We start from the raw sequence: 21,706 nt of genomic DNA, 5'->3' as shown, positions 1-21,706 counted from the left end.
GGGTGCGGCCTGATGCCCTCACCCCGGACCTCTCCCACAGGGAGAGGGTGAAAACATTAAAAACGGTAACCCAAGGGTTACCGTTTTACTTTTATTTCTGGCAGTGCGGGCACCAGTAGAAGGGTCTTGAAGAGAGCATCATCCTGTCGATAATCCCTCCGCACCGTTCGCACTTTTTCCCCGCCCGATGAAACACCTTAAAGCGGAACAGCGCCCCGTGATGCTTGTTTTCATCTACTACGCCACGCGTGTTGTACGACAGCCGCGGGATGTCCAGCAGCGCATGGGACAGCGCCTCCAGCTGTTCATCGCTCAGCTGAGAGGCTTTATGCTGCGGCGCCAGCCCGACTTCCCAGAGGATTTCCACCCGCAGGTAGTTGCCAAGCCCGGCCAGAAAGGCCTGGTCAAGAAACAGGCCGGAAAACTGCCGGTTGCGGAATGCAGGCGATAACAGCCGGGCCTTCACATCGCTCGCCGTCAGGCGCATATCCAGCACGTCCGGCCCAACCCGCTGTAAGAACGGGTGCGTGAGCACCTGCTCAGGCGTTAACATTTCGATATCAGAGGCGCTATAGAGCAGGATCGCCTTATCCGCCGTTTGCAGCCTGACGCGCAGCACGCGTGTTGTTTGCGGCTGTTCACCCGCCTCCACCACGCGCCAGACGCCGTAAAGCTGGTTATGGCTGTATAACGTCAGGTTATGGGAAAAATGCGTGAGCAATGCTTTGCCGCGCGTTTCAATATGCGTTACCGACTGCCCCACCAGCTGTGATTCAAACGGTTTCAGTTGAGGAAAAGCAAACCAGGCCTCCGTCAGCGGTTTGCCCTTTATCGCCGCCTCGAGGCTATCCGCCGCGCGGCGGATCTCCGGGCCTTCTGGCATTTTTCTATCCTTTTATGATTAATCTGCGCTGACAAGAATACCCTCTTCAACGAACGCGGCCCGCAGGCGGCGCGCGAACTGGAGCGCATGCTCGCCATCGCCGTGCAAACATACCGTATCAGCCTGAACGTGCGCCGTTGTGCCATCCACGGCGGTCACTCGCCCGTAGCGCACAATCTCCAGCGTCTGGGCCAGCGCTTTCGCTTCATCGGTAATCAGCGCACCGGCCTGCGTACGCGGTACAAGGCTGCCATCAGGCATGTATCCCCGATCGGCAAACACCTCCTGCCGCGTGGTCAGCCCCAGCCGTTCTCCGGCACGAATAAGCTCGCTGCCCGCCAGGCCAACCAGAATCAGCTGCGGGTTGCAATCGCGTACCGCGCGGGCAATCGCCTCCGCCAGCGCCGGATCTTTCGCCGCCTGGTTATAGAGCATGCCGTGCGGCTTCACGTGACGCACCACAACGTTCTCAGCGCGCACCATCGCCTCCAGCGCGCCAATCTGGTAGAGCACCTGAGCGTAGACCGTCTCAGGCGGCAGGTCCATCGCGGTGCGGCCAAAGTTTTCCCGGTCAGGGAAGCTCGGATGTGCGCCTATCGCGACGCCGTTTTTGATGGCGTTACGCACGCTATCCAGCATGGTTTGCGCATCGCCCGCGTGGAAGCCGCAGGCGATATTGACCGAGGAGACCAGCGTCATCAGCGCCGCATCGGCGCTGCCGCCCTCGCCCAGATCGGCGTTTAAATCAATCTTTACCATCGAGCCTCCACGCCAGCTGTTCGAGATAGCGCAGCTGATCCTGCCGCGCCTTTAGCGCCTCCTCCAGCGAACATTGAACGAAGTGAATCGGCTGTCCGAGGGGAATTTGCGCCAGATGGTAGCGATCGGCTTCAATGATGCAGGCAATTCGCGGGTAGCCCCCCGTCGTCTGCGCGTCGTTCATTAAGACGATCGGTTGCCCGTTGCCCGGAACCTGAATAACCCCTGGCAGTAAACCGTGGGAGAGCAGTTCTCTGTCGGTCGTCCGGATCAGCGGCTGCCCCTGCAGGCGATAACCCATACGGTTACTCTGCGGACTGAGCTTCCACGGCGAGCGCCAGAAGGACTCTTTTGAGGCCTCGTCGAACTCATGATATTCCGGCCCCGGTAAGGCGCGGATCTGGTTTCCCCAGAGGAGTTGTTTTACCCCCTGAGCCGTCGAGAAGTGACGCGAAGAGGGCTTAATCGCCAGGCGATCGCCATCGCGCAACAACCGTCCTTCGTGACCGCCAATCCCGGCTTTCTGATCGGTACTGGATGAGCCCAGCACGTCAGGCACATCAATGCCGCCAGCCACCGCAAGATAGCTACGCACGCCGTGCAGAGGACGCTTTAAGGTCAGACGCTGTCCGGCTTTCGCCCGCAGACGCCAGCCGGTCCACACCGCTTTGCCGTCCAGCGTGGCATCACAGCCTGCGCCGGTGAGCGCGAACCAGGTCTCCTGACCAAACTCAATGACACACTGGCCGAGCGTAATTTCGAGCGCCGCCGTGCTGCCGGGGTTGCCCACCAGCACGTTAGCGATTTCCAGCGCTGGACGGTCCAGCGCGCCACAATAGCTCACGCCGGACTGACGCATGCCAAAGCGCCCGGCATCCTGTACGGAGGTGTAAAGCCCGGCGCGAATAAGCGTTAACATACCCCCTCCTTCTGCGGGATAAAGCGAAGGGTGTCGCCGGGCCGCAGGAGTATCGGCGTCTCCAGCCCGGGTTCAAATAACGGGGTGGCGGTATGCCCGATAAGCTGCCATCCACCGGGCGATGTCAGCGGATAAACGCCGGTCTGCTCGCCACCGATAGCCACCGTCCCCGCCGGTACGCTCAGGCGCGGCTCAGCGCGGCGCGGCGTATGCAACCGGGGAGATAGTCCCCCCAGATACGGGAATCCGGGCTGGAATCCCAGGAACCAGACGACGTAGTCAACCGAACTGTGCAACTCAACAACCTGCTTTTCGGTGAGCCCGCAGTGGTCTGCGACCACACCAAGATCCGGTCCCCCCGTACCGCCATAAACGACAGGGATCTCAATGGCACGCGATTCCGGCTCCAGCGCCTCGCTCTCTTCCCACCAGCGCTGTAAACGTTCAATGGCATCCAGCGCCAGCGTATGCGGACTACGCAGCACCACCGTGATGTTATTCATCCCCGGAATGGCTTCAACCACATCCGGCAGATCGACCAGACGCTGGGTTAGCCGCCAGATACGCTTTTGTGTGGCAAGGGTCACCGGCGGCTCGAGTTCCAGAACCACTGCCGTTTCTCCCAGAAGATAACAACGCGCTCGCTGCACTCAGGCACCTCTCATCAGGCCGGGTTAGGAATATCAATAAAGGTCACATCCAGATCGGTATTTTCCGTCAGCCACTCGCTGAGGGCGCGAATGCCGCCGCGCTCGGTGGCATGATGCCCGGCCGCGTAGAAATGCAGCCCCTGTTCACGCGCCGAATGAATGGTCTGCTCGGAAACCTCGCCGGTGATAAAGGCATCGACACCGAAGCGCGCGGCGCTGTCGATAAAGCCCTGCCCGCCTCCGGTGCACCAGGCAACACGCTTCACCGTATCCGGACCGGTATCGCCGCTCCACAGCGGACGACGCCCCAGGCGCGCTTCAATCCAGGAAGCCAGTTCCAGCCCCGGAACCGGCATCGTCAGCTCGCCCCACGGCACCAGCGGCTCGATTTCGCCCATTACGGTAATCCCCAACAGTCGGGCAAGCTGAACGTTGTTACCAAGCTCCGGATGTGCGTCCAGCGGCAGGTGGTAACCGTACAGGTTGATGTCATTTGCCAGCAACGTTTTCAGGCGGTTGCGCTTCATGCCGCGAATAATCGGCGATTCGTTTTTCCAGAAATAACCGTGATGGACAATCACCGCATCTGCTTCCTGACGGACAGCCTCGTCCAGCAGCGCCTGGCTTGCCGTGACGCCGGTGATAATTTTCTGCACCGTTTCGCGCCCTTCTACCTGCAGGCCATTTGGGCCGTAGTCGCTAAAGGAGGCGGTATTGAGTTTTTCGTTAATCAGGCGTTCCAGTTCGCTGTTTTTCATCTTTATGCTCTCAAACTTTTCTTGCGGCTTCGTACGCTGCCAGCGTGGCGACACGCGCCTGTTTATGGTCAACAATCGGGCGGGGATAATCGAGCTTTACGCCCTGTTTATCCGCCCATGCCCACGGGTCGTGGATCGCTTTCGCAGGAACGTTCCTGAGCGCGGGCAACCAGCGGCGGATAAAGTCGCCGTTGGCATCAAATTTCTGCCCCTGAGTGGTCGGATTAAAAATCCTGAAATAGGGAGCCGCATCGGTGCCGGTAGAGGCCGCCCACTGCCAGCCGCCGTTATTCGCAGCGAGATCGCCGTCGATCAGCTGAGAGATAAAATAGCGCTCTCCGCTGCGCCAGTCGATAAGCAGATCCTTCACCAGAAAGCTGGCGGTAATCATTCGCAGGCGGTTGTGCATCCACCCGGTTTCATTCAGTTGGCGCATGGCAGCATCAACAATCGGATAGCCCGTCTCCCCTTTTTGCCAGGCCTGTAAAAGTGCCTCATCGTGCTGCCATTTTACGTTGTCGGTCCAGGGAATGAACGGACGATGCTTACAGAGAGCGGGATGATACGTCATCAGATGCCGATAAAATTCACGCCAGATAAGTTCGTTCAGCCACACCGAACCCGCTCCACCGTCCATCGCCTGCGGCTGCTCGGCCAGAAGACGGTGTAGACACTGACGAGGAGAGAGCACGCCCAGCGCCAGGCTTGCCGATAAGCGGCTTGTCCCTTCAATCGCCGGGAAATCCCTGCGCGCGTCGTACTCTCCCGCGCCCTGTTTGCAAAACTGGCGCAGCTTCGCAATTGCTGCCTTCTCGTTTGCGGGGAACAGAAGCTCATCGAATGTCTGTTGGGGATAGTTAAACGTTAATTCAGGCAGCGTGGTTATGGCTTCCTCTCTGGCTGCGGGTGCGGGTACGCACTCCGGCAGCGCCTCTTTCAGACGTTTAACAAAAGCATTTTTAAACGGCGTGAACACTTTATACATTTCATGGCCGCCGGTCATGACGCTGCCCGGTGCCAGCATTACGCTGTCATCAAATCCTTCACAAACCACCTCGCCCAGAATGTTCTCCAGTTGGCGATCCCGCAGCCGTTCGTTCAGCTCGTACTGGTAGTTATAAAAAAGATGCGTGACGCCGTTCTGCTGACATACCTCCCGCAACATCTTAAGCTGCGCGGCAAAGTCACTGACCTCTTTGTAGATCAGCGGGATACCTTTTTCAGCAAGTGAGTGTTGCAGATCGTTCAGATGCGATTTGAGGTAAGCGGCCTGACGCGGGGCCATATCATGCTGGTGCCACTGTTCAGGCGTAGCGATAAACAGCGCCAGCACGCTGGCGTCATCGGAACGGCAGGCTGCCGCGAGTGCGAAGTTGTCATGTACGCGCAGGTCCGCGCGAAACCAAACCAGATGGGTGGGCATAAAACTCCAGGCAAATATCCATTATGTCCGTAAGGGCTCGCCACCAAAGGAAAAAGCGGCGCGCTTTTACTGTACTTTGCCATGAAGTGTAGACCGGATGAAATAAAAAAGGCCGCCCGAGGCGGCCTTAACGCTACTTGTCCTGCGCTATCGTGGCTAAAGCGACAAACCCGATCGGTTCATCACTTTTGACAACGAGTACGCTGGCGACAATGAACGCGATGCAAAAATAGCGTTTCATTATGCGGTCCCTGCTGCTAACCGCTCCACCGTTCACCACCGGTGATAAGTCGGTGGACACAAGCCCGGGTAGGCGGACTGCTTTACGGCTGTAAAAATACCTTTCCCAGGACCGATGCCCATTTGCGAGATGGCGGAAAGGGACGCCGCATCATAATGAACATCCGCTGCAAAGGTAAGATACTCGAAGAAAATTAGGATCTTATAAAGGCTTCCAGGGATTGCCATCTGCTTACAGGAGGGTATGATAAAAATCCCGGGTAGGGGCTGCAAGACTACCCAACGGACCGCGAATCCGGAGGGACAAAAAAACCGCCACATTGCTGTTGGCGGTTTTTTTATTGCTGTGTGTAGTCTTAGTAAAAGTCGCAGGTCGCTTTCTCGGCCTGATCCATCCATACCGGCTTCTCGCTGGTTTTCGCCCAGACGCGGTGCAGATAGCTATAAAAACGCGCACGATCTTTCCAGAACAGCATCACCGGCAGAGCCAGCACGCCAGCCACTACGGCGAAAGCGCGGCGCATGAACACGATATGAGCCGGAAACTCTTTATAAAGATCCATATTTTTCTCCCCTATAGTTGGCCGGAAACGTTATCCGGAAAATTCAAAATCTGTGACCTGGCTAAAATAATATCGCTTTGTTTGTAATTTTACTACTCATCCGACCACTTATTTTCGTCCGTTTAGCGAAAATTTACATTCACGCCGTAATTAAGTTACAAAAAAGTTAACGATTTACTTATCAATAGTTAAATTGTGGGCTTTGCCATTTTTATACTTTTTTTACACCCGCCCTTCTCATTTTTGCGAAATCTTTGCGCCAGAAATCCTACCGTTAGCACAACAACAAAAGTCACCCGGAGGTGGATTGTGAGTGCAGGTCTTATTGCCGGCATCGTGCTGGTGTTCCTGTTATTGGGTTATCTGGTTTATGCCCTGATTAATGCGGAGGCATTCTGATGGCTGCTCAGGCGTTTTTGCTTATTGCCAGTTTCTTAGTGGTGTTGTTCTTTCTGGCAAGGCCACTGGGCTCGGGGCTGGCACGGCTAATCAATAACGTTCCCCTGCCCGGCACGGGAGGCGTTGAAAAAGGGATCTGGCGCGTACTGGGTATAGACGATCGGGAAATGAACTGGCGTGACTATCTGATCGCCATTCTGCTGCTGAACATCGTCGGGCTCATTGCGCTTTTTGCCATGCTGATGCTGCAGGGTATCCTGCCTTTGAATCCGCAACAGTTGCCGGGCCTGTCCTGGCATCTCGCGCTTAACACGGCAGTCAGTTTTGTCACTAACACCAACTGGCAGTCCTATGCTGGTGAAACCACGCTCAGCTACTTCAGCCAGATGGTCGGGCTAACCGTGCAGAACTTCCTCTCTGCCGCCAGCGGTATTGCGGTGATCTTCGCGCTGACGCGTGCGTTTGCGCGTCAGAAAGTGAGTACGCTGGGTAACGCGTGGGTAGACCTGACGCGCATTACGCTGTGGATCCTGCTGCCGATTGCGCTGCTGATCGCGCTGTTCTTCATTCAGCAGGGCAGCCTGCAAAACCTGCTGCCTTACGCGCCATATACCTCGCTGGAAGGCGCAAAACAGCTCCTGCCGATGGGGCCAGTGGCGTCGCAGGAAGCCATCAAAATGCTCGGAACGAACGGCGGGGGCTTCTTCAACGCCAACTCCTCGCACCCGTTTGAAAACCCGACCGCCCTGACTAATTTTGTGCAGATGCTGGCGATTTTCCTTATCCCCGCCGCGCTCTGCTTTGCCTTTGGTGACGTAGTTAACGATCGCCGTCAGGGCCGCACCCTGCTCTGGACCATGTCGCTGATCTTTGTGGTCTGTGTTGCGCTGGTGATGTGGGCCGAATGGCAGGGTAACCCGCACTTCCTCTCACTCGGTGCCGATAGCGCCATCAACATGGAAGGTAAAGAGAGCCGCTTTGGCATTCTCGCCAGCAGCCTGTATGCAGTGGTCACCACGGCAGCGTCGTGCGGGGCCGTCAATGCCATGCATGATTCCTTTACGGCGCTGGGCGGCATGATCCCGATGTGGCTAATGCAAATTGGCGAGGTGGTGTTTGGCGGCGTGGGCTCCGGTCTTTACGGCATGCTGCTGTTCGTGCTGCTGGCGGTGTTTATTGCCGGTCTGATGATTGGCCGCACCCCGGAATATCTGGGTAAAAAAATCGACGTCCGCGAGATGAAATTAACCGCGCTGGCAATCCTGGTCACCCCGGCTCTCGTGCTGCTCGGCACCGCGCTGGCGCTGATGACCGAGGCCGGACGCAGCGGCATCTTTAACCCCGGCATTCACGGTTTTAGTGAAGTGCTGTATGCCGTCTCCTCTGCCGCCAACAACAACGGCAGCGCCTTTGCAGGCCTAAGCGCCAACTCTCCGTTCTGGAACTGTCTGCTGGCGTTCTGCATGTTCGTGGGCCGCTTCGGGATCATTGTGCCGGTTATGGCGATAGCCGGATCGTTGGTGAACAAAAAAATCCAACCGACCACTACCGGGACATTACCGACCCACGGCGCGCTGTTTATCGGCCTGCTGACGGGCACCGTGTTGCTGGTCGGCGCCCTGACCTTTATCCCCGCCCTCGCGTTAGGCCCGGTCGCGGAATACCTCTCTTTACGCTGATTTTGCGGAGAAATTGTCATGAGTCGTAAACAACTGGCCCTGTTCGAACCGTCATTAGTTCGCCAGGCGCTCATGGATGCGCTGAAAAAGCTGAGCCCGCGCGTGCAGTGGCACAACCCGGTGATGTTTATCGTCTGGGCGGGAAGCGTCCTGACCACCGCCCTGGCGATTGCCATGGGAACGGGCCATATGCCGGGAAATGCGATGTTTACCGGCGCCATCAGCCTGTGGCTGTGGTTTACCGTGCTGTTCGCCAACTTTGCGGAAGCGCTGGCGGAAGGCCGGAGTAAAGCCCAGGCCAACAGCCTGAAAGGGGTGAAAAAAACCGCCTTCGCGCGCAAGCTACGGGAACCGAAATGCGGCGCTCAGATGGACCACGTTCCGGCAGATGAACTGCGTAAAGGCGATGTGGTGCTGGTTGAAGCCGGTGACATCATCCCTTGCGACGGCGAAGTCATTGAAGGGGGCGCATCGGTGGATGAAAGCGCCATCACCGGGGAATCCGCGCCGGTTATCCGTGAATCCGGCGGTGATTTCGCCTCCGTGACGGGCGGGACGCGCATTCTCTCCGACTGGCTGGTGATCCAGTGCAGCGTTAACCCGGGTGAAACCTTCCTCGACAGGATGATCGCCATGGTGGAAGGCGCACAGCGCCGTAAAACGCCAAACGAAATTGCCCTGACCATCCTGCTGGTGGCCTTGACCATTGTCTTCCTGCTGGCAACCGCGACGCTGTGGCCGTTCTCTGCGTATGGCGGTACCGCGGTCACCGTCACGGTGCTGGTGGCGCTGCTGGTTTGTCTGATCCCCACCACCATCGGCGGCCTGCTGTCGGCCATCGGTGTGGCCGGCATGAGCCGCATGCTCGGTGCCAACGTCATCGCCACCAGCGGGCGTGCTGTAGAAGCCGCCGGTGACGTGGATGTGTTGCTGCTGGATAAAACCGGGACCATTACCCTCGGTAACCGTCAGGCGTCAGATTTCCTACCCGCACCGGGCGTGGATGAAAAAACGCTGGCGGATGCCGCGCAGCTCTCCTCGCTTGCTGATGAAACCCCGGAAGGCCGCAGCATTGTGATCCTCGCCAAGCAGCGCTTTAACCTGCGCCAGCGCGACGTTCAGAGCCTGCACGCCACGTTCGTACCCTTCACGGCGCAAACCCGCATGAGCGGCATCAACATCCAGGATCGCATGATCCGTAAAGGCTCGGTTGACGCGATCCGCCGCCACATCGAGGCCAACAACGGTCACTTCCCACCGGAAGTGGACAACCTGGTTGAAAGCGTGGCCCGTCAGGGGGCAACGCCGCTGGTGGTGGCCGAAGGCGCGCGCGTACTCGGGGTGATTGCGCTGAAGGATATCGTCAAAGGCGGCATCAAGGAGCGCTTTGCCCAGCTGCGTAAGATGGGGATCAAAACGGTGATGATCACCGGGGATAACCGTCTTACCGCCGCGGCGATTGCCGCCGAAGCGGGCGTGGATGATTTCCTTTCCGAAGCCACACCGGAAGCCAAGCTGGCACTGATTCGTCAGTATCAGGCGGAAGGCCGTCTGGTGGCGATGACCGGTGACGGGACCAACGATGCTCCAGCCCTCGCGCAGGCCGACGTGGCGGTGGCGATGAACTCCGGTACGCAGGCAGCCAAAGAGGCGGGCAACATGGTCGACCTCGACTCTAACCCGACCAAACTGATTGAAGTGGTACACATCGGCAAGCAGATGCTGATGACGCGCGGCTCGCTGACCACGTTCAGTATCGCTAACGACGTGGCGAAGTATTTCGCCATCATTCCGGCCGCGTTTGCTGCGACCTATCCGCAATTAAACGCCCTGAACGTAATGCACCTGCATTCTCCGGCCTCGGCCATTCTGAGCGCAGTGATCTTTAACGCCCTGATTATTGTCTTCCTGATCCCGCTGGCGCTGAAGGGCGTGAGCTATAAGCCGCTCACGGCGGCGGCCATGCTGCGCCGCAACCTGTGGATTTACGGCCTGGGCGGGCTGGTGGTGCCCTTCGTCGGCATCAAGGTTATCGACCTGCTGTTGACGCTGTTCGGCCTGGTTTAAAAGGTGAATCAAATGACGATGTTACGCCCCGCTATACTTCTGTTTATTCTGCTGTCTCTCATTACCGGCGGGCTGTACCCGCTGGTGACCACCGCGCTGGGCCAGTGGTGGTTTAAGGATCAGGCTAACGGCTCGCTGATTATGCAAAACGGTGAAAACCGCGGGTCTCGCCTGATTGGTCAGAACTTTACGGATGCCCGCTACTTCCAGGGACGCCCTTCCGCCACTGCCGAAAGCCCGTATAATCCGATGGCATCCGGCGGCAGTAACCTGGCGGGCAGCAACCCCGAGCTTGATAAAGCCGTTACTGAGCGCGTGGCTGCCCTGCGTGCCGCGAATCCACAGGCCAGCCGTGACGTTCCCGTGGAGCTGGTGACCGCCTCGGCCAGCGGGCTGGACTACAGCCTGACGCCAGCAGCCGTGGCATGGCAGATCCCGCGCGTCGCCGCCGCCCGTCAGCTGACCGTCGAACAGGTGAGCCAGCTGATTGCCGTGCACACGCAAAAGCCGCTGGTCAGCTTCATCGGCATGCCCGTGGTAAATATTGTTGAGCTGAATCTGGCGCTGGACGCGCTAAGGAAAAACTAAATGACCGACGAGCCCATGCGCCCGGATCCGGACAGGCTGCTTGAACAGACGGCTGAAGCCCATCGCGGCAAACTGAAAATTTTCTTCGGCGCCTGCGCGGGCGTCGGGAAAACCTTCGCTATGCTGACGGAAGCCCAGCGGCTTCGGGCGCAGGGGCTCGATATTCTGATCGGCGTGGTTGAAACCCACGGACGTAAAGAGACGGCATCACTGCTGAAGGGGCTGGCAACCCAGCCGCCCCGCCGCATCAGCCATCGCGGTCGGTTAGTCACTGAATTCGATCTCGATGCCGCCCTCGCCCGCCGCCCCGCGCTTATCCTGATGGACGAGCTGGCGCACAGCAATGCGCCAGGCTCGCGCCACCCCAAACGCTGGCAGGACGTTGAAGAGTTACTTGAAGCCGGTATCGATGTGTTCACGACGGTTAACGTTCAGCATCTCGAAAGCCTGAACGACGTGGTCAGCGGCGTGACCGGCATTCAGGTGCGCGAAACAGTGCCCGATCCCTTCTTCGATTCCGCAGACGAGGTGGTGCTGGTCGACCTGCCGCCCGATGATTTGCGCCAGCGCCTGCACGAAGGCAAAGTCTATATCGCCGGTCAGGCCGAGCGCGCCATCGAACATTTCTTCCGTAAAGGCAACCTGATAGCCCTGCGCGAGCTGGCCCTGCGCCGAACCGCCGACCGGGTGGACGATCAGATGCGCGCCTGGCGCGACCTGCAGGGCCAGGAACGCGTCTGGCACACGCGGGACGCCATCCTGCTGTGCGTGGGCCACGGCAGCGGCAATGAAAAGCTTGTCCGCACCGCCGCGCGCCTGGCTGCCAAATTTGGCAGCGTCTGGCATGCGGTGTATGTCGAAACGCCGCAGCTGCACGCGCTGCCCGAAAACCAGCGTCGCGCGATACTGAGTTCGCTGCGCCTTGCGCAGGAGCTGGGTGCGGAAACCGCCACCCTTTCCGATCCTCAGGAAGATAAAGCCATTCTGCGCTACGCGCGCGAGCATAACCTGGGGAAAATCGTCATTGGTCGTCGTCAGCATCGCCGCTGGTTTAGCCGCGAATCATTTGCCGACAAGCTGGCCCGTCGCGCGCCGGATCTGGATCTGGTGATCGTGGCGCTGGACGACAAACCTACCCCCTTACCCAATCGTGCGCCGGACAGCCGCACCTTCAGCGATAAATGGCGCATTCAGCTTCGCGGCTGTCTTGTCGCCGTCGTGCTCTGCGCCCTGATTACCGTGATTGCCAGCCAGTGGCTGATTGCGTTTGACGCCGCCAACCTGGTGATGATCTACCTTCTCGGCGTGGTAGTGGTGGCGCTCTTTTACGGGCGCTGGCCGTCGGTCCTGGCGACGGTGATTAACGTCATCAGCTTCGATCTGTTCTTTATTGCTCCCCGCGGGACGCTCGCCGTCTCGGACGTGCAGTACATCCTCACCTTTGCCGTGATGCTCACCGTCGGGCTGGTGATCGGCAATCTGACGGCGGGCGTGCGCTATCAGGCGCGTATCGCCCGCTATCGCGAACAGCGCACGCGCCATCTCTATGAGATGTCGAAATCGCTGGCGGTGGGCCGCACGCCGCTGGATATCGTACAGACCAGCGAGCAGTTTATCCGCTCGACGTTTCATGCCAGCAACCTGATTTTACTCCCGGACGAACACGGCAAGCTGCGCCCGCTGACGTCGGCCTCAGGCATGACGCCCTGGGACGAAGCCATCGCGCGCTGGAGCTTTGACAAAGGCTTACCGGCGGGCGCAGGGACCGACACCCTCCCCGGCGTGCCCTACCAAATTCTGCCCCTGCGCAGCGCCGATAAAAATCAGGGGCTGGTCATCGTGGAGCCTTCCAACCTGCGCCAGCTGATGATCCCCGAACAGCAGCGACTGCTGGAGACCTTTACGCTGCTGGTTGCCAGCGCGCTGGAGCGGCTGGCCCTCACCGCCAGCGAGGAACAGGCCCGTCTGGCGAGCGAGCGTGAAAGCATTCGTAACTCGCTGCTGGCGGCGCTGTCTCACGATCTGCGTACCCCGCTCACCGTCCTGTTTGGCCAGTCAGAAATTCTGACGCTGGACCTGGCGGCGGAAGGCTCTAAACATGCCCTTCAGGCCAGCGAGATCCGCCAGCACGTGCTGAATACCACGCGCCTGGTGAATAACCTGCTCGACATGGCGCGTATCCAGTCGGGCGGTTTTAACCTCAAAAAAGAGTGGCTCACGCTGGAAGAGGTGGTGGGCAGCGCGCTGAAAATGCTCGAACCCGGTCTGGGCGGGCGACATATCGTGCTGAACATGCCCGAGCCCCTGACCTTAATTCATGTCGATGGTCCGCTGTTTGAACGGGTGCTGATCAACCTGCTGGAAAATGCCGGCAAATATGCGGGCGCCGGTGCTCAGATTGGGGTTGATGCGACGGTGGAAGAGGGCACCCTTCGCCTTAACGTCTGGGATACCGGCCCCGGCATTCCAGCCGGGCAGGAATTGGCTATTTTCGAGAAATTCGCACGCGGCAACAAGGAGTCGGCCATTCCGGGCGTGGGGCTGGGGCTGGCGATTTGTCAGGCGATCATTGACGTGCATGGCGGCTCCATTTCCGCGGAGAATCGTCCCGAAGGCGGCGCGCGGTTTTGTGTTACACTTCCTCTGGAAACCCCGCCAGAACTTAATGAATTACCAGAGGATTTGTGATTAACGTTCTGATTGTTGAAGATGAGATCGCCATTAGCCGTTTTCTGCGCGCTGCGCTGGAAGGAGACGGTCTGCGCGTTCATGATGCGGGTACGCTTCAGCGGGGTTTAATTGAGGCCGCTACCCGCAAGCCGGACCTGGTGATCCTCGATCTGGGACTCCCGGACGGCGACGGCATCGATTTTATTCGTGAAGTCCGCCAGTGGAGCCAGATGCCGATCCTCGTGCTCTCCGCCCGTACTGAAGAGACGGATAAAATCGCCGCGCTGGATGCCGGGGCGGATGACTATCTGATTAAACCGTTTGGTATCGGCGAGCTTCAGGCTCGCCTTCGCGTGGCGCTGCGTCGCCACAGCGCCACCACGCCTGCCGATCCAACCTACGCGTTTGGGGATATCCGGGTTGACCTGGCCGCGCGGCGCATTTTGCGCGGCGAAGAGGAAATTCATCTTACGCCCATTGAGTTTCGCCTGCTCGCCGTGCTGCTCAACAACCACGGCAAGGTTCTCACCCAGCGCCAGCTGTTAAGTCAGGTGTGGGGACCCAACGCCGTGGAGCATAGTCACTATTTACGCATATATATGGGACATCTTCGTCAGAAACTCGAAGTCGACCCCGCTCGCCCTCGCCATTTATTAACTGAAACCGGTATCGGTTATCGGTTTATGCTTTGAATAACTATTCATTTTATTTTTAAATAAAACCGAAATACCTCAGACAATATTTCACAAATAACCCATAAGTTATTTTTACGGGCTATTTTTGCTCATTTAAAACATTGATAATACAACCTGTTAACGCAACACCAACAAATCAGAATTTTGATCTGCGATATTCATCAAAAACGAATATTTATTTCTGATTTGATCGGTTAACGGTGATCTTGTTCACAGTTAATCGCTTTTTCCTGGATAAAATGACCATGCTTTCAATTACTGAAAGGAAAATGAAACATGGAAAACAACAATCGCTTAATGCCCCATATAAGGCGGACAACGCATATCATGATGTTTGCCCACCGAAACTGCTTTGACTTTCATCTCTTTAATGCCCGGTAGTCCTTCGACTTCTGGCGCACTCGCTTACAGGTTATCCTGAAACATCTTATTTTACAGGTCTTTGCCTGTGAACTCGTGCGCTCATTCATCTTGATTCAGACTCATCCGCACCGGGCGGACTGAATTTCAATCATCAAAAAAGCAATGTACTGATTTTAATCAGCGGCCACCCTTTGCTTTTTTTCCGGAAAATTATCGATTTCTTTCTTGCAAGAAATCGAGGGACGCTTATTACCTAAAATAAAGAGAGAAAGATGAAAAGTTTAAAAATCGCAGCCAGCCGCGCTTGTCCTGATTGCTTTACCACCCAGCGTGAACTGGTGGATGTCAGAGCCTCTGATTATATCGATGTCGCCGCTATTGTTCTGGCGGTCAGTGATATTACCGGCGGGATACTGGACGAAATAGAAGCCACCGGTTTTGGCATTCCCGTATTTGTCGCGACGCAGAAAGAAGAATTCATTCCGGCAGACTATTTATCGCGCATTCATGGCGTATTTGAGTATTCAGACACCAGCAACGACTTTTATGGACGCCAGCTGGAAGCGGCAGCCCAAAAGTATGAAACCCAGCTGCGCCCGCCGTTTTTCCGCGCCCTGGTCGACTACGTGAAGCAGGGCAACAGCGCGTTTGACTGCCCGGGGCATCAGGGTGGCCAGTTCTTCCGCCGCCATCCTGCCGGCAATCAGTTTGTGGATTTCTTTGGCGAGACGCTTTTCCGCGCCGACCTTTGTAACGCCGACGTGGCGATGGGCGATCTGCTGATTCACGAAGGCGCGCCGTGCATTGCGCAGCAACATGCGGCGAAGGTCTTTAATGCCGATAAGACCTACTTCGTGCTGAACGGCACCTCGTCATCCAACAAAGTGGTACTTAACGCCCTGCTCACGCCGGGCGACCTGGTGCTGTTCGACCGCAACAACCACAAATCCAACCATCACGGTGCCCTACTCCAGGCAGGCGCAACGCCAGTCTATCTGGAAACCGCGCGCAACCCGTACGGCTTTATTGGCGGCATTGACGCCCACTGCTTTGAAGAAAGTTATCTGCGCGAGCTGGTGGCGGAGGTGGCGCCGAGCCGTGCGCGCGATGCGCGTCCGTTCCGCCTGGCGGTGATCCAGCTGGGTACTTACGATGGCACCATCTATAACGCCCGTCAGGTGGTGGATAAGATTGGGCATCTGTGTGATTACATCCTGTTTGACTCCGCCTGGGTGGGTTACGAGCAGTTTATCCCGATGATGGCCGACTGCTCTCCGCTGCTGCTGGAGCTGAACGAAAACGACCCGGGGATTTTGGTTACCCAGTCCGTGCATAAACAGCAGGCGGGCTTCTCCCAGACCTCGCAAATCCATAAAAAAGACAGCCACATCAAAGGACAGCAACGCTATGTCCCGCACAAGCGGCTGAATAATGCCTTTATGATGCACGCCTCCACCAGCCCGTTTTATCCGCTGTTCGCCGCGCTGGACATTAACGCCAAGATGCATGAAGGCCAGAGCGGCCGCAACATGTGGATGGACTGCGTGGTGAACGGTATCGAAGCGCGCAAGCTGATTCTGGAAAACTGCCATTATCTGCGCCCCTTCGTGCCGGAGACGGTGGATGGCCGTCCGTGGGAAAGCTGGGACACGGCGGAAATTGCGACCGATCTGCGCTTCTTCCACTTCGTACCGGGTGAAAACTGGCACGCCTTTGAAGGCTACGCCGAGCATCAGTATTTTATCGACCCGTGCAAGCTCCTGCTAACCACGCCGGGCATTAACGCCCGCACCGGGGAGTATGACGACTTCGGCGTGCCCGCCACTATCCTCGCTAACTTCCTGCGTGAAAACGGCATCGTGCCGGAAAAATGCGATCTCAACTCGATCCTGTTCCTGCTCACGCCTGCGGAAGATATGGGCAAACTGCAGCAGCTGGTGGCGCAGCTGGTGCGCTTCGAAAAACTGCTCGAGAGCGATGTTCCGCTGAAAGACGTCCTGCCTTCTCTCTACAAACAGCATCCGGAACGTTACGCGGATTACACCCTGCGCCAGATCTGCCAGGAGATGCATGACCTGTATGCCCGCCACAACGTGAAGCAGCTGCAGAAAGAGATGTTCCGCAAGTCCCATTTCCCACGCGTGATGATGAGCCCGCAGGACGCCAACTACGCCTATCTGCGCGGTGAAGTTGAACTGGTTTCACTGCGCGACGCGGAAGGCCGCATCGCCGCGGAAGGCGCCCTTCCTTATCCGCCGGGGGTATTGTGCGTGGTCCCTGGGGAGGTCTGGGGCGGCTCCGTGCTGCGCTACTTCGCGGCGCTGGAAGAAGGCATCAACCTGCTGCCGGGCTTCGCGCCGGAGCTGCAGGGTGTGTACGTCGAAGAGTGCGAGGGCCGCAAACAGGTTCGCTGTAACGTCATCAAACAACCCGCCACTCAGCCCGCGCTGCTGAAAGGAGAGAAATTATGAGTAAGTCCAATAAGATGGGCGTGGTGCAGCTAACTATCCTCACCATGGTGAACATGATGGGCTCCGGGATTATCATGCTGCCAACCAAACTGGCTGAGGTGGGTACCATCTCTATCATCTCCTGGCTGGTGACCGCCGTAGGCTCAATGGCGCTGGCGTGGGCGTTTGCCAAGTGCGGGATGTTCAGCCGCAAGTCAGGCGGCATGGGGGGCTACGCCGAGTATGCCTTTGGTAAGTCTGGCAACTTTATGGCCAACTATACCTACGGGGTGTCGCTGCTGATCGCCAACGTGGCGATTGCCATCTCCGCCGTGGGCTACGGTACGGAGCTGTTTGGCGCGACGCTCAGCCCGGTACAGATTGGCCTGGCCACCATCGGCGTGCTGTGGATCTGCACCGTGGCTAACTTTGGCGGGGCGCGTATCACCGGACAGCTCTCCAGCATCACCGTCTGGGGGGTAATTATTCCCGTTGTCGGCCTGTGCATCATCGGCTGGTTCTGGTTCAGCCCGACCCTGTACGCCAACTCCTGGAACCCGCACCATGTGCCGTTCTTCAGCGCAGTCGGCTCTTCTATCGCCATGACGCTCTGGGCCTTCCTCGGTCTGGAATCCGCCTGTGCGAACGCAGAAGTCGTTGATAATCCGGAAAAGAACGTCCCGATTGCGGTCCTCGGCGGTACGCTGGGCGCGGCGGTGATCTATATCGTCTCGACTAACGTGATTGCCGGGATTGTGCCAAACATGGAACTTGCTAACTCTACGGCACCGTTCGGACTGGCCTTCGCGCAGATGTTCACGCCGGAAGTCGGGAAAGTGATTATGGGTCTGATGGTCATGTCGTGCTGCGGTTCACTCCTTGGCTGGCAGTTCACCATCGCGCAGGTGTTTAAATCCTCGGCTGATGAAGGGTACTTCCCAAAAATCTTCTCCCGCGTGACCAAAGCCGATGCGCCGGTGCAGGGCATGCTGGCGATTGTCATCTTCCAGAGCGGATTGTCGCTGATGACCATTAGCCCGTCGCTGAACAGCCAGTTCAACGTGCTGGTCAACCTGGCGGTCGTGACGAACATCATTCCGTATATTCTGTCGATGGCGGCGCTGGTGATCATTCAGAAGGTGGCGAAGGTGGATCCGCGCAAAGCGCGCGCGGCCAATATCGTGGCGCTGATTGGGGCAATCTACAGCTTCTATGCGCTCTACTCATCGGGCCAGGAAGCGATGCTCTACGGGGCAATGGTAACCTTTATGGGCTGGACGCTGTACGGTCTGGTGTCACCACGGTTTGAATTGAAGAATAAGCACAGTTGAAAAAAAACCCGGTGGCGCTAGCGCTTACCGGGCCTACGATCGTTGTTGTAGGCCGGGCAAACGCAGTGCCGCCCGGCACACAAACCGCACTTACGCGTTTTTCAGCACTTCGCTGACAATCTCTACCGCTTCTTTCTCAATCTGCTGACGATGCTCAGCGCCGAGGAAGCTTTCGCAATAGATTTTATACGCATCTTCCGTGCCGGATGGCCGAGCGGCGAACCAGCCGTTTTCAGTCATCACTTTCAGTCCACCAATGGAGGCGCCGTTACCCGGTGCCGCCGTCAGACGTGCGGTGATCGGGTCGCCCGCCAGGGTGCTTGCGCTGACCATCTCCGGTGAGAGTTTGGAGAGGGCCGCTTTCTGGGCTGACGTCGCGCTGGCCTGAATACGGTTATAGCTTGGTGCACCAAAGCGTGCCGCCAGCTCGTTGTAATGTTCCTGCGGGTTCTTACCGGTGACCGCGGTGATTTCCGCCGCCAGCAGGCACATGATGATGCCGTCTTTATCGGTTGACCATGGCGTGCCGTCGAAACGCAGGAAAGATGCGCCCGCACTCTCTTCACCGCCGAAGCCGAAGCTGCCGTCGTGCAGACCGTCAACAAACCATTTGAAGCCCACCGGCACTTCCACCAGCTTGCGGCCCAGCGCCTCAACCACGCGGTCGATCATCGCGGAGGAAACCAGCGTTTTACCGACGGCCACCTCTTTACCCCACTGCGGGCGGTGCTGGAACAGATAGTTAATTGCGACCGCAAGATAGTGGTTCGGGTTCATCAGCCCGGCAGGGGTGACGATACCGTGACGGTCATAATCGGGGTCGTTAGCAAACGCCAGATCGAATTTATCACGCAGCGCCAGCAGGCCCGCCATCGCGCACTCGGAGGAGCAGTCCATGCGGATCGCGCCGTCTTTGTCCAGGTGCATAAAGCGGAAGGTCTGATCGACGTGATCGTTGACGATGGTCAGATCCAGCTTGTAGTGCTCGGCGATACGTTTCCAGTATTCGATACCGGAGCCGCCCAGCGGATCCACGCCCAGCTTGAGGCCGGCTTTCTGGATGGCCGCCATATCGACGATATCCGCCAGGCCTTCCACGAACGGCTGAACCAGATCCAGCTCTTTCACGTGACCGGACGCCATGGCCGCATCCAGAGAGATGCGCTTCACGCCTTTCAGGTCATCAGCCAGCAGCGCGTTCGCGCGATCCTCCACCACTTTGGTGACGTTGGTGTCTGCCGGGCCACCGTTAGGCGGGTTATATTTGATACCACCGTCTTCCGGCGGGTTGTGGGATGGCGTGATAACGATACCGTCAGCCAGCGCGCCACCTTTTTTGTTGTGCACCAGGATGGCGTTAGAGACCGCAGGCGTTGGGGTGAAGCCGTTGTTCTCCTGAACAATCACATCAACGCCGTTTGCCGCCAGCACTTCCACCACAGAGATGAACGCCGGTTCAGACAGGGCATGGGTATCTTTCCCCACGTAGCACGGACCGGTAACGCCGTTTTTAGCGCGCTCTTCCGCAATGGCCTGAGCAATGGCCAGAATGTGCGGTTCGTTAAAGCTATGGCGCGCCGCGCTGCCGCGGTGACCAGATGTACCAAACTTCACTGCGTGTTCTGCGTTGCCCACGACCGGCTTCAGCACGTAATACTGCGCGGTCAGCTGAGCGACGTTAATCAAATCGCTTTGTTGTGCAGGTTGGCCTGCACGGCTGTGATTTGCCATTACCGGGTCCTTCTGATGCAAGGGTTAAATTGTACCGCAAACCTTTTCAATCAATTCCGCCGGGAACTGCATGGACTGCATGATGTGTTCAATCATGCTGCACTTGCGGCCCGTATTGGTATTGGTGATCACCCAGTACGGGGTGCCAGGAACATGTTTGGGTTTGGTTTGATTGCCATTTTGCAGCAGCGTCTGCTCGTCGCCCGCGAAATAGACGCGAGTACGACCGTGCAGCGACTCGGTCGCTTCAGCAAACGCTTTGTTATCCAGTGAGTAAAGTGTAGACAGCACCAGCATAAAGCGGTTAACCGCCTTTTTCTGCTCCGCGTATTCATCGGAAAGGAGCAGCTCGCGCATCGCGCGCACTTTATCTTTTGCCGGCGTCACGGCAGGTTTTGCTTGTGCAACAACGCTTGGCTGAGACACGACATCTTTGGTGACTGGGGTAGCAGGCTGTGAAGCGGCGGAAATTTTAAGCATGCGCCGTAAAATGTCGGACGCGCTCTCCCCGATATGCCGCGTCTGGCTGGCAATATACTGATAGAGTTCGTCATCAACTTCGATTGTTTTCATCTTAATCCAGTGCGATATCTTATCTGAATACAAGTCATTGGGATTATAAGGTCAAATCCCAACAGCGGATAGCGTCAAACCAGGTTGGCGGCAAAAGTCAGATTAAACTGGAACCTTGCAGCCGGGCGGCAGAATGGTCAACATGATACCCTAACCTGACATACGTAAAAAAAGAACTTTGCCATGAAATTGAATACCCGAGCGCAAACTGCACAATCGCCGAACAATAATTCTCCCATCGTACTGGTTCACGGGCTTTTTGGCAGCCTGGATAACCTGGGCGTGCTGGCGCGCGATCTGGTTACTGACCACGATATTTTACAGGTCGATATGCGCAATCACGGTCTTTCCGGCCGTTCCGACGAGATGACCTACGCGGCAATGGCGCAGGATCTGCTGGATACGCTGGATGCCAACGACCTGCAAAAGGTGACCCTCATCGGGCATTCAATGGGTGGCAAAGCGGTGATGGCCCTTACGGCACTGGCCCCGGAGCGTATTAACGGCCTGATTGTAATTGATGTTGCGCCCGTGGATTACGACGTCCGCCGCCACGACGAAATTTTTGCCGCCATCAATGCGGTCACCGAAGCAGGCGTCGCGACTCGCCAACAGGCGGCTGCCGTCATGCGTGAGCATCTTGATGAAGAAGGCGTAGTCCAGTTCCTGCTGAAGTCGTTTGTTGACGGCCAATGGCGTTTTAACGTGCCGGTGCTCTGGAACCAGTACAACAACATCGTGGGATGGGAAACCGTCCCCGCCTGGCCGCACCCTACCCTCTTTATTCGCGGCGGTAACTCTCCTTACGTTACCGACGCGTACCGCGACACGCTGCTGGCCCAATTCCCGCAGGCTCGCGCCCACGTGATTGCCGGTGCCGGACACTGGGTGCACGCAGAAAAACCCGATGCCGTGCTGCGCGCCATTCGCCGCTATCTCGCTGATACGACAAATTGATTAAAAAG

The 21,706-nt window shown here is 57.5% G+C and carries 19 protein-coding genes; 10 read left to right on the top strand and 9 right to left on the bottom strand.

What is annotated here, in order from left to right; translation table 11 throughout:
* Nucleotides 1-91: 91 nt before the first annotated feature.
* The 7 genes from nei to PUP35_RS06115 form a co-directional block, all read right to left on the bottom strand.
* Nucleotides 92-883, bottom strand: coding sequence for an endonuclease VIII (gene nei, locus PUP35_RS06145; protein ID WP_115874511.1), 792 nt, complete (start codon nt 881-883; stop codon nt 92-94).
* Nucleotides 884-901: 18 nt separating this feature from the next.
* Nucleotides 902-1,642 (bottom strand): 5-oxoprolinase subunit PxpA, encoded by a 741-nt coding sequence (pxpA, locus tag PUP35_RS06140; protein WP_274242332.1) that lies wholly within the window; start codon nt 1,640-1,642, stop codon nt 902-904.
* Entirely contained in the window at nt 1,629-2,561 is a 933-nt protein-coding gene (pxpC, locus tag PUP35_RS06135; RefSeq protein ID WP_274242331.1) for a 5-oxoprolinase subunit PxpC, read from the bottom strand. The genes pxpA and pxpC overlap by 14 nt, the downstream gene beginning before the upstream one ends.
* Nucleotides 2,555-3,211, bottom strand: coding sequence for a 5-oxoprolinase subunit PxpB (pxpB, locus tag PUP35_RS06130; RefSeq protein WP_115874510.1), 657 nt, complete (start codon nt 3,209-3,211; stop codon nt 2,555-2,557). Before pxpB ends, pxpC begins: the two co-directional genes overlap by 7 nt.
* 14 nt (nt 3,212-3,225) lie before the next feature.
* Entirely contained in the window at nt 3,226-3,969 is a 744-nt protein-coding gene (locus tag PUP35_RS06125; RefSeq protein WP_048226137.1) for a type 2 GTP cyclohydrolase I, read from the bottom strand.
* A 10-nt stretch (nt 3,970-3,979) separates the two neighbouring features.
* A complete protein-coding gene (gene phrB, locus PUP35_RS06120; RefSeq protein WP_274242330.1) occupies nt 3,980-5,392 on the bottom strand; it encodes a deoxyribodipyrimidine photo-lyase in 1,413 nt (470 codons plus the stop codon).
* A 596-nt stretch (nt 5,393-5,988) separates the two neighbouring features.
* Nucleotides 5,989-6,195 (bottom strand): YbfA family protein, encoded by a 207-nt coding sequence (locus PUP35_RS06115; RefSeq protein ID WP_008501079.1) that lies wholly within the window; start codon nt 6,193-6,195, stop codon nt 5,989-5,991.
* A gap of 309 nt (nt 6,196-6,504) precedes the next feature.
* Here PUP35_RS06115 and kdpF point away from each other — a divergent pair, with 309 nt between their 5' ends.
* The 9 genes from kdpF to potE all read left to right on the top strand — a co-directional run bounded on the left by kdpF (nt 6,505) and on the right by potE (nt 18,437).
* Nucleotides 6,505-6,594: a K(+)-transporting ATPase subunit F gene (gene kdpF / locus PUP35_RS06110; RefSeq protein ID WP_014069365.1), complete on the top strand. Its 90-nt coding sequence runs from the start codon at nt 6,505-6,507 to the stop codon at nt 6,592-6,594.
* Nucleotides 6,594-8,273 carry a potassium-transporting ATPase subunit KdpA gene (kdpA, locus tag PUP35_RS06105; protein WP_136195357.1) on the top strand — a complete coding sequence of 560 codons (1,680 nt, stop codon included), beginning with the start codon at nt 6,594-6,596 and terminating at the stop codon, nt 8,271-8,273. Before kdpF ends, kdpA begins: the two co-directional genes overlap by 1 nt.
* A gap of 18 nt (nt 8,274-8,291) precedes the next feature.
* Entirely contained in the window at nt 8,292-10,340 is a 2,049-nt protein-coding gene (kdpB, locus tag PUP35_RS06100) for a potassium-transporting ATPase subunit KdpB (RefSeq protein ID WP_274242329.1), read from the top strand.
* 12 nt (nt 10,341-10,352) lie between these two features.
* Nucleotides 10,353-10,928, top strand: coding sequence for a potassium-transporting ATPase subunit KdpC (gene kdpC, locus PUP35_RS06095; protein WP_271367158.1), 576 nt, complete (start codon nt 10,353-10,355; stop codon nt 10,926-10,928).
* Nucleotides 10,929-13,616 carry a two-component system sensor histidine kinase KdpD gene (kdpD, locus tag PUP35_RS06090; protein WP_127730057.1) on the top strand — a complete coding sequence of 896 codons (2,688 nt, stop codon included), beginning with the start codon at nt 10,929-10,931 and terminating at the stop codon, nt 13,614-13,616.
* Nucleotides 13,613-14,290 (top strand): two-component system response regulator KdpE, encoded by a 678-nt coding sequence (gene kdpE, locus PUP35_RS06085; RefSeq protein ID WP_111964377.1) that lies wholly within the window; start codon nt 13,613-13,615, stop codon nt 14,288-14,290. Before kdpD ends, kdpE begins: the two co-directional genes overlap by 4 nt.
* A gap of 279 nt (nt 14,291-14,569) precedes the next feature.
* Complete coding sequence (speFL, locus tag PUP35_RS06080) at nt 14,570-14,674, top strand: leader peptide SpeFL (RefSeq protein WP_003858645.1); 105 nt, start codon at nt 14,570-14,572, stop codon at nt 14,672-14,674.
* A 254-nt stretch (nt 14,675-14,928) separates the two neighbouring features.
* The gene (speF, locus tag PUP35_RS06075) at nt 14,929-17,127 is read left to right on the top strand and encodes an ornithine decarboxylase SpeF (RefSeq protein WP_127730055.1); all 2,199 of its coding nucleotides are present in this window, start codon (nt 14,929-14,931) and stop codon (nt 17,125-17,127) included.
* Nucleotides 17,124-18,437, top strand: coding sequence for a putrescine-ornithine antiporter (gene potE, locus PUP35_RS06070; protein WP_127730053.1), 1,314 nt, complete (start codon nt 17,124-17,126; stop codon nt 18,435-18,437). Before speF ends, potE begins: the two co-directional genes overlap by 4 nt.
* Nucleotides 18,438-18,527: 90 nt before the next feature.
* Here potE and pgm read toward each other — a convergent pair whose 3' ends face one another.
* Both pgm and seqA read right to left on the bottom strand, forming a co-directional pair.
* Complete coding sequence (gene pgm, locus PUP35_RS06065; RefSeq protein ID WP_111964379.1) at nt 18,528-20,168, bottom strand: phosphoglucomutase (alpha-D-glucose-1,6-bisphosphate-dependent); 1,641 nt, start codon at nt 20,166-20,168, stop codon at nt 18,528-18,530.
* A gap of 24 nt (nt 20,169-20,192) precedes the next feature.
* A complete protein-coding gene (gene seqA, locus PUP35_RS06060; protein ID WP_008501070.1) occupies nt 20,193-20,741 on the bottom strand; it encodes a replication initiation negative regulator SeqA in 549 nt (182 codons plus the stop codon).
* Between the two features lie 183 nt (nt 20,742-20,924).
* Between seqA and ybfF the strand changes: the two genes are divergently transcribed.
* Complete coding sequence (ybfF, locus tag PUP35_RS06055; RefSeq protein ID WP_115874502.1) at nt 20,925-21,698, top strand: esterase; 774 nt, start codon at nt 20,925-20,927, stop codon at nt 21,696-21,698.
* Nucleotides 21,699-21,706: the final 8 nt, after the last annotated feature.

Origin of the sequence: Enterobacter sp. S-33, from assembly GCF_028735835.1 — a bacterium.
GTDB lineage: Bacteria > Pseudomonadota > Gammaproteobacteria > Enterobacterales > Enterobacteriaceae > Enterobacter > Enterobacter vonholyi.
The sequence above is the reverse complement of the archived record's forward strand: the minus strand, read 5'-3'. Positions and strand labels throughout refer to the sequence as shown.

Coding starts and splice junctions, on each gene's coding strand:
- nei (WP_115874511.1), bottom strand. CDS start 883: ATGCCAGAAGGCCCGGAGATCCGCCGCGCGGCGGATAGCCTCGAGGCG.
- pxpA (WP_274242332.1), bottom strand. CDS start 1,642: ATGGTAAAGATTGATTTAAACGCCGATCTGGGCGAGGGCGGCAGCGCC.
- pxpC (WP_274242331.1), bottom strand. CDS start 2,561: ATGTTAACGCTTATTCGCGCCGGGCTTTACACCTCCGTACAGGATGCC.
- PUP35_RS06125 (WP_048226137.1), bottom strand. CDS start 3,969: ATGAAAAACAGCGAACTGGAACGCCTGATTAACGAAAAACTCAATACC.
- phrB (WP_274242330.1), bottom strand. CDS start 5,392: ATGCCCACCCATCTGGTTTGGTTTCGCGCGGACCTGCGCGTACATGAC.
- PUP35_RS06115 (WP_008501079.1), bottom strand. CDS start 6,195: ATGGATCTTTATAAAGAGTTTCCGGCTCATATCGTGTTCATGCGCCGC.
- kdpA (WP_136195357.1), top strand. CDS start 6,594: ATGGCTGCTCAGGCGTTTTTGCTTATTGCCAGTTTCTTAGTGGTGTTG.
- kdpB (WP_274242329.1), top strand. CDS start 8,292: ATGAGTCGTAAACAACTGGCCCTGTTCGAACCGTCATTAGTTCGCCAG.
- kdpC (WP_271367158.1), top strand. CDS start 10,353: ATGACGATGTTACGCCCCGCTATACTTCTGTTTATTCTGCTGTCTCTC.
- kdpD (WP_127730057.1), top strand. CDS start 10,929: ATGACCGACGAGCCCATGCGCCCGGATCCGGACAGGCTGCTTGAACAG.
- speFL (WP_003858645.1), top strand. CDS start 14,570: ATGGAAAACAACAATCGCTTAATGCCCCATATAAGGCGGACAACGCAT.
- speF (WP_127730055.1), top strand. CDS start 14,929: ATGAAAAGTTTAAAAATCGCAGCCAGCCGCGCTTGTCCTGATTGCTTT.
- potE (WP_127730053.1), top strand. CDS start 17,124: ATGAGTAAGTCCAATAAGATGGGCGTGGTGCAGCTAACTATCCTCACC.
- pgm (WP_111964379.1), bottom strand. CDS start 20,168: ATGGCAAATCACAGCCGTGCAGGCCAACCTGCACAACAAAGCGATTTG.
- seqA (WP_008501070.1), bottom strand. CDS start 20,741: ATGAAAACAATCGAAGTTGATGACGAACTCTATCAGTATATTGCCAGC.
- ybfF (WP_115874502.1), top strand. CDS start 20,925: ATGAAATTGAATACCCGAGCGCAAACTGCACAATCGCCGAACAATAAT.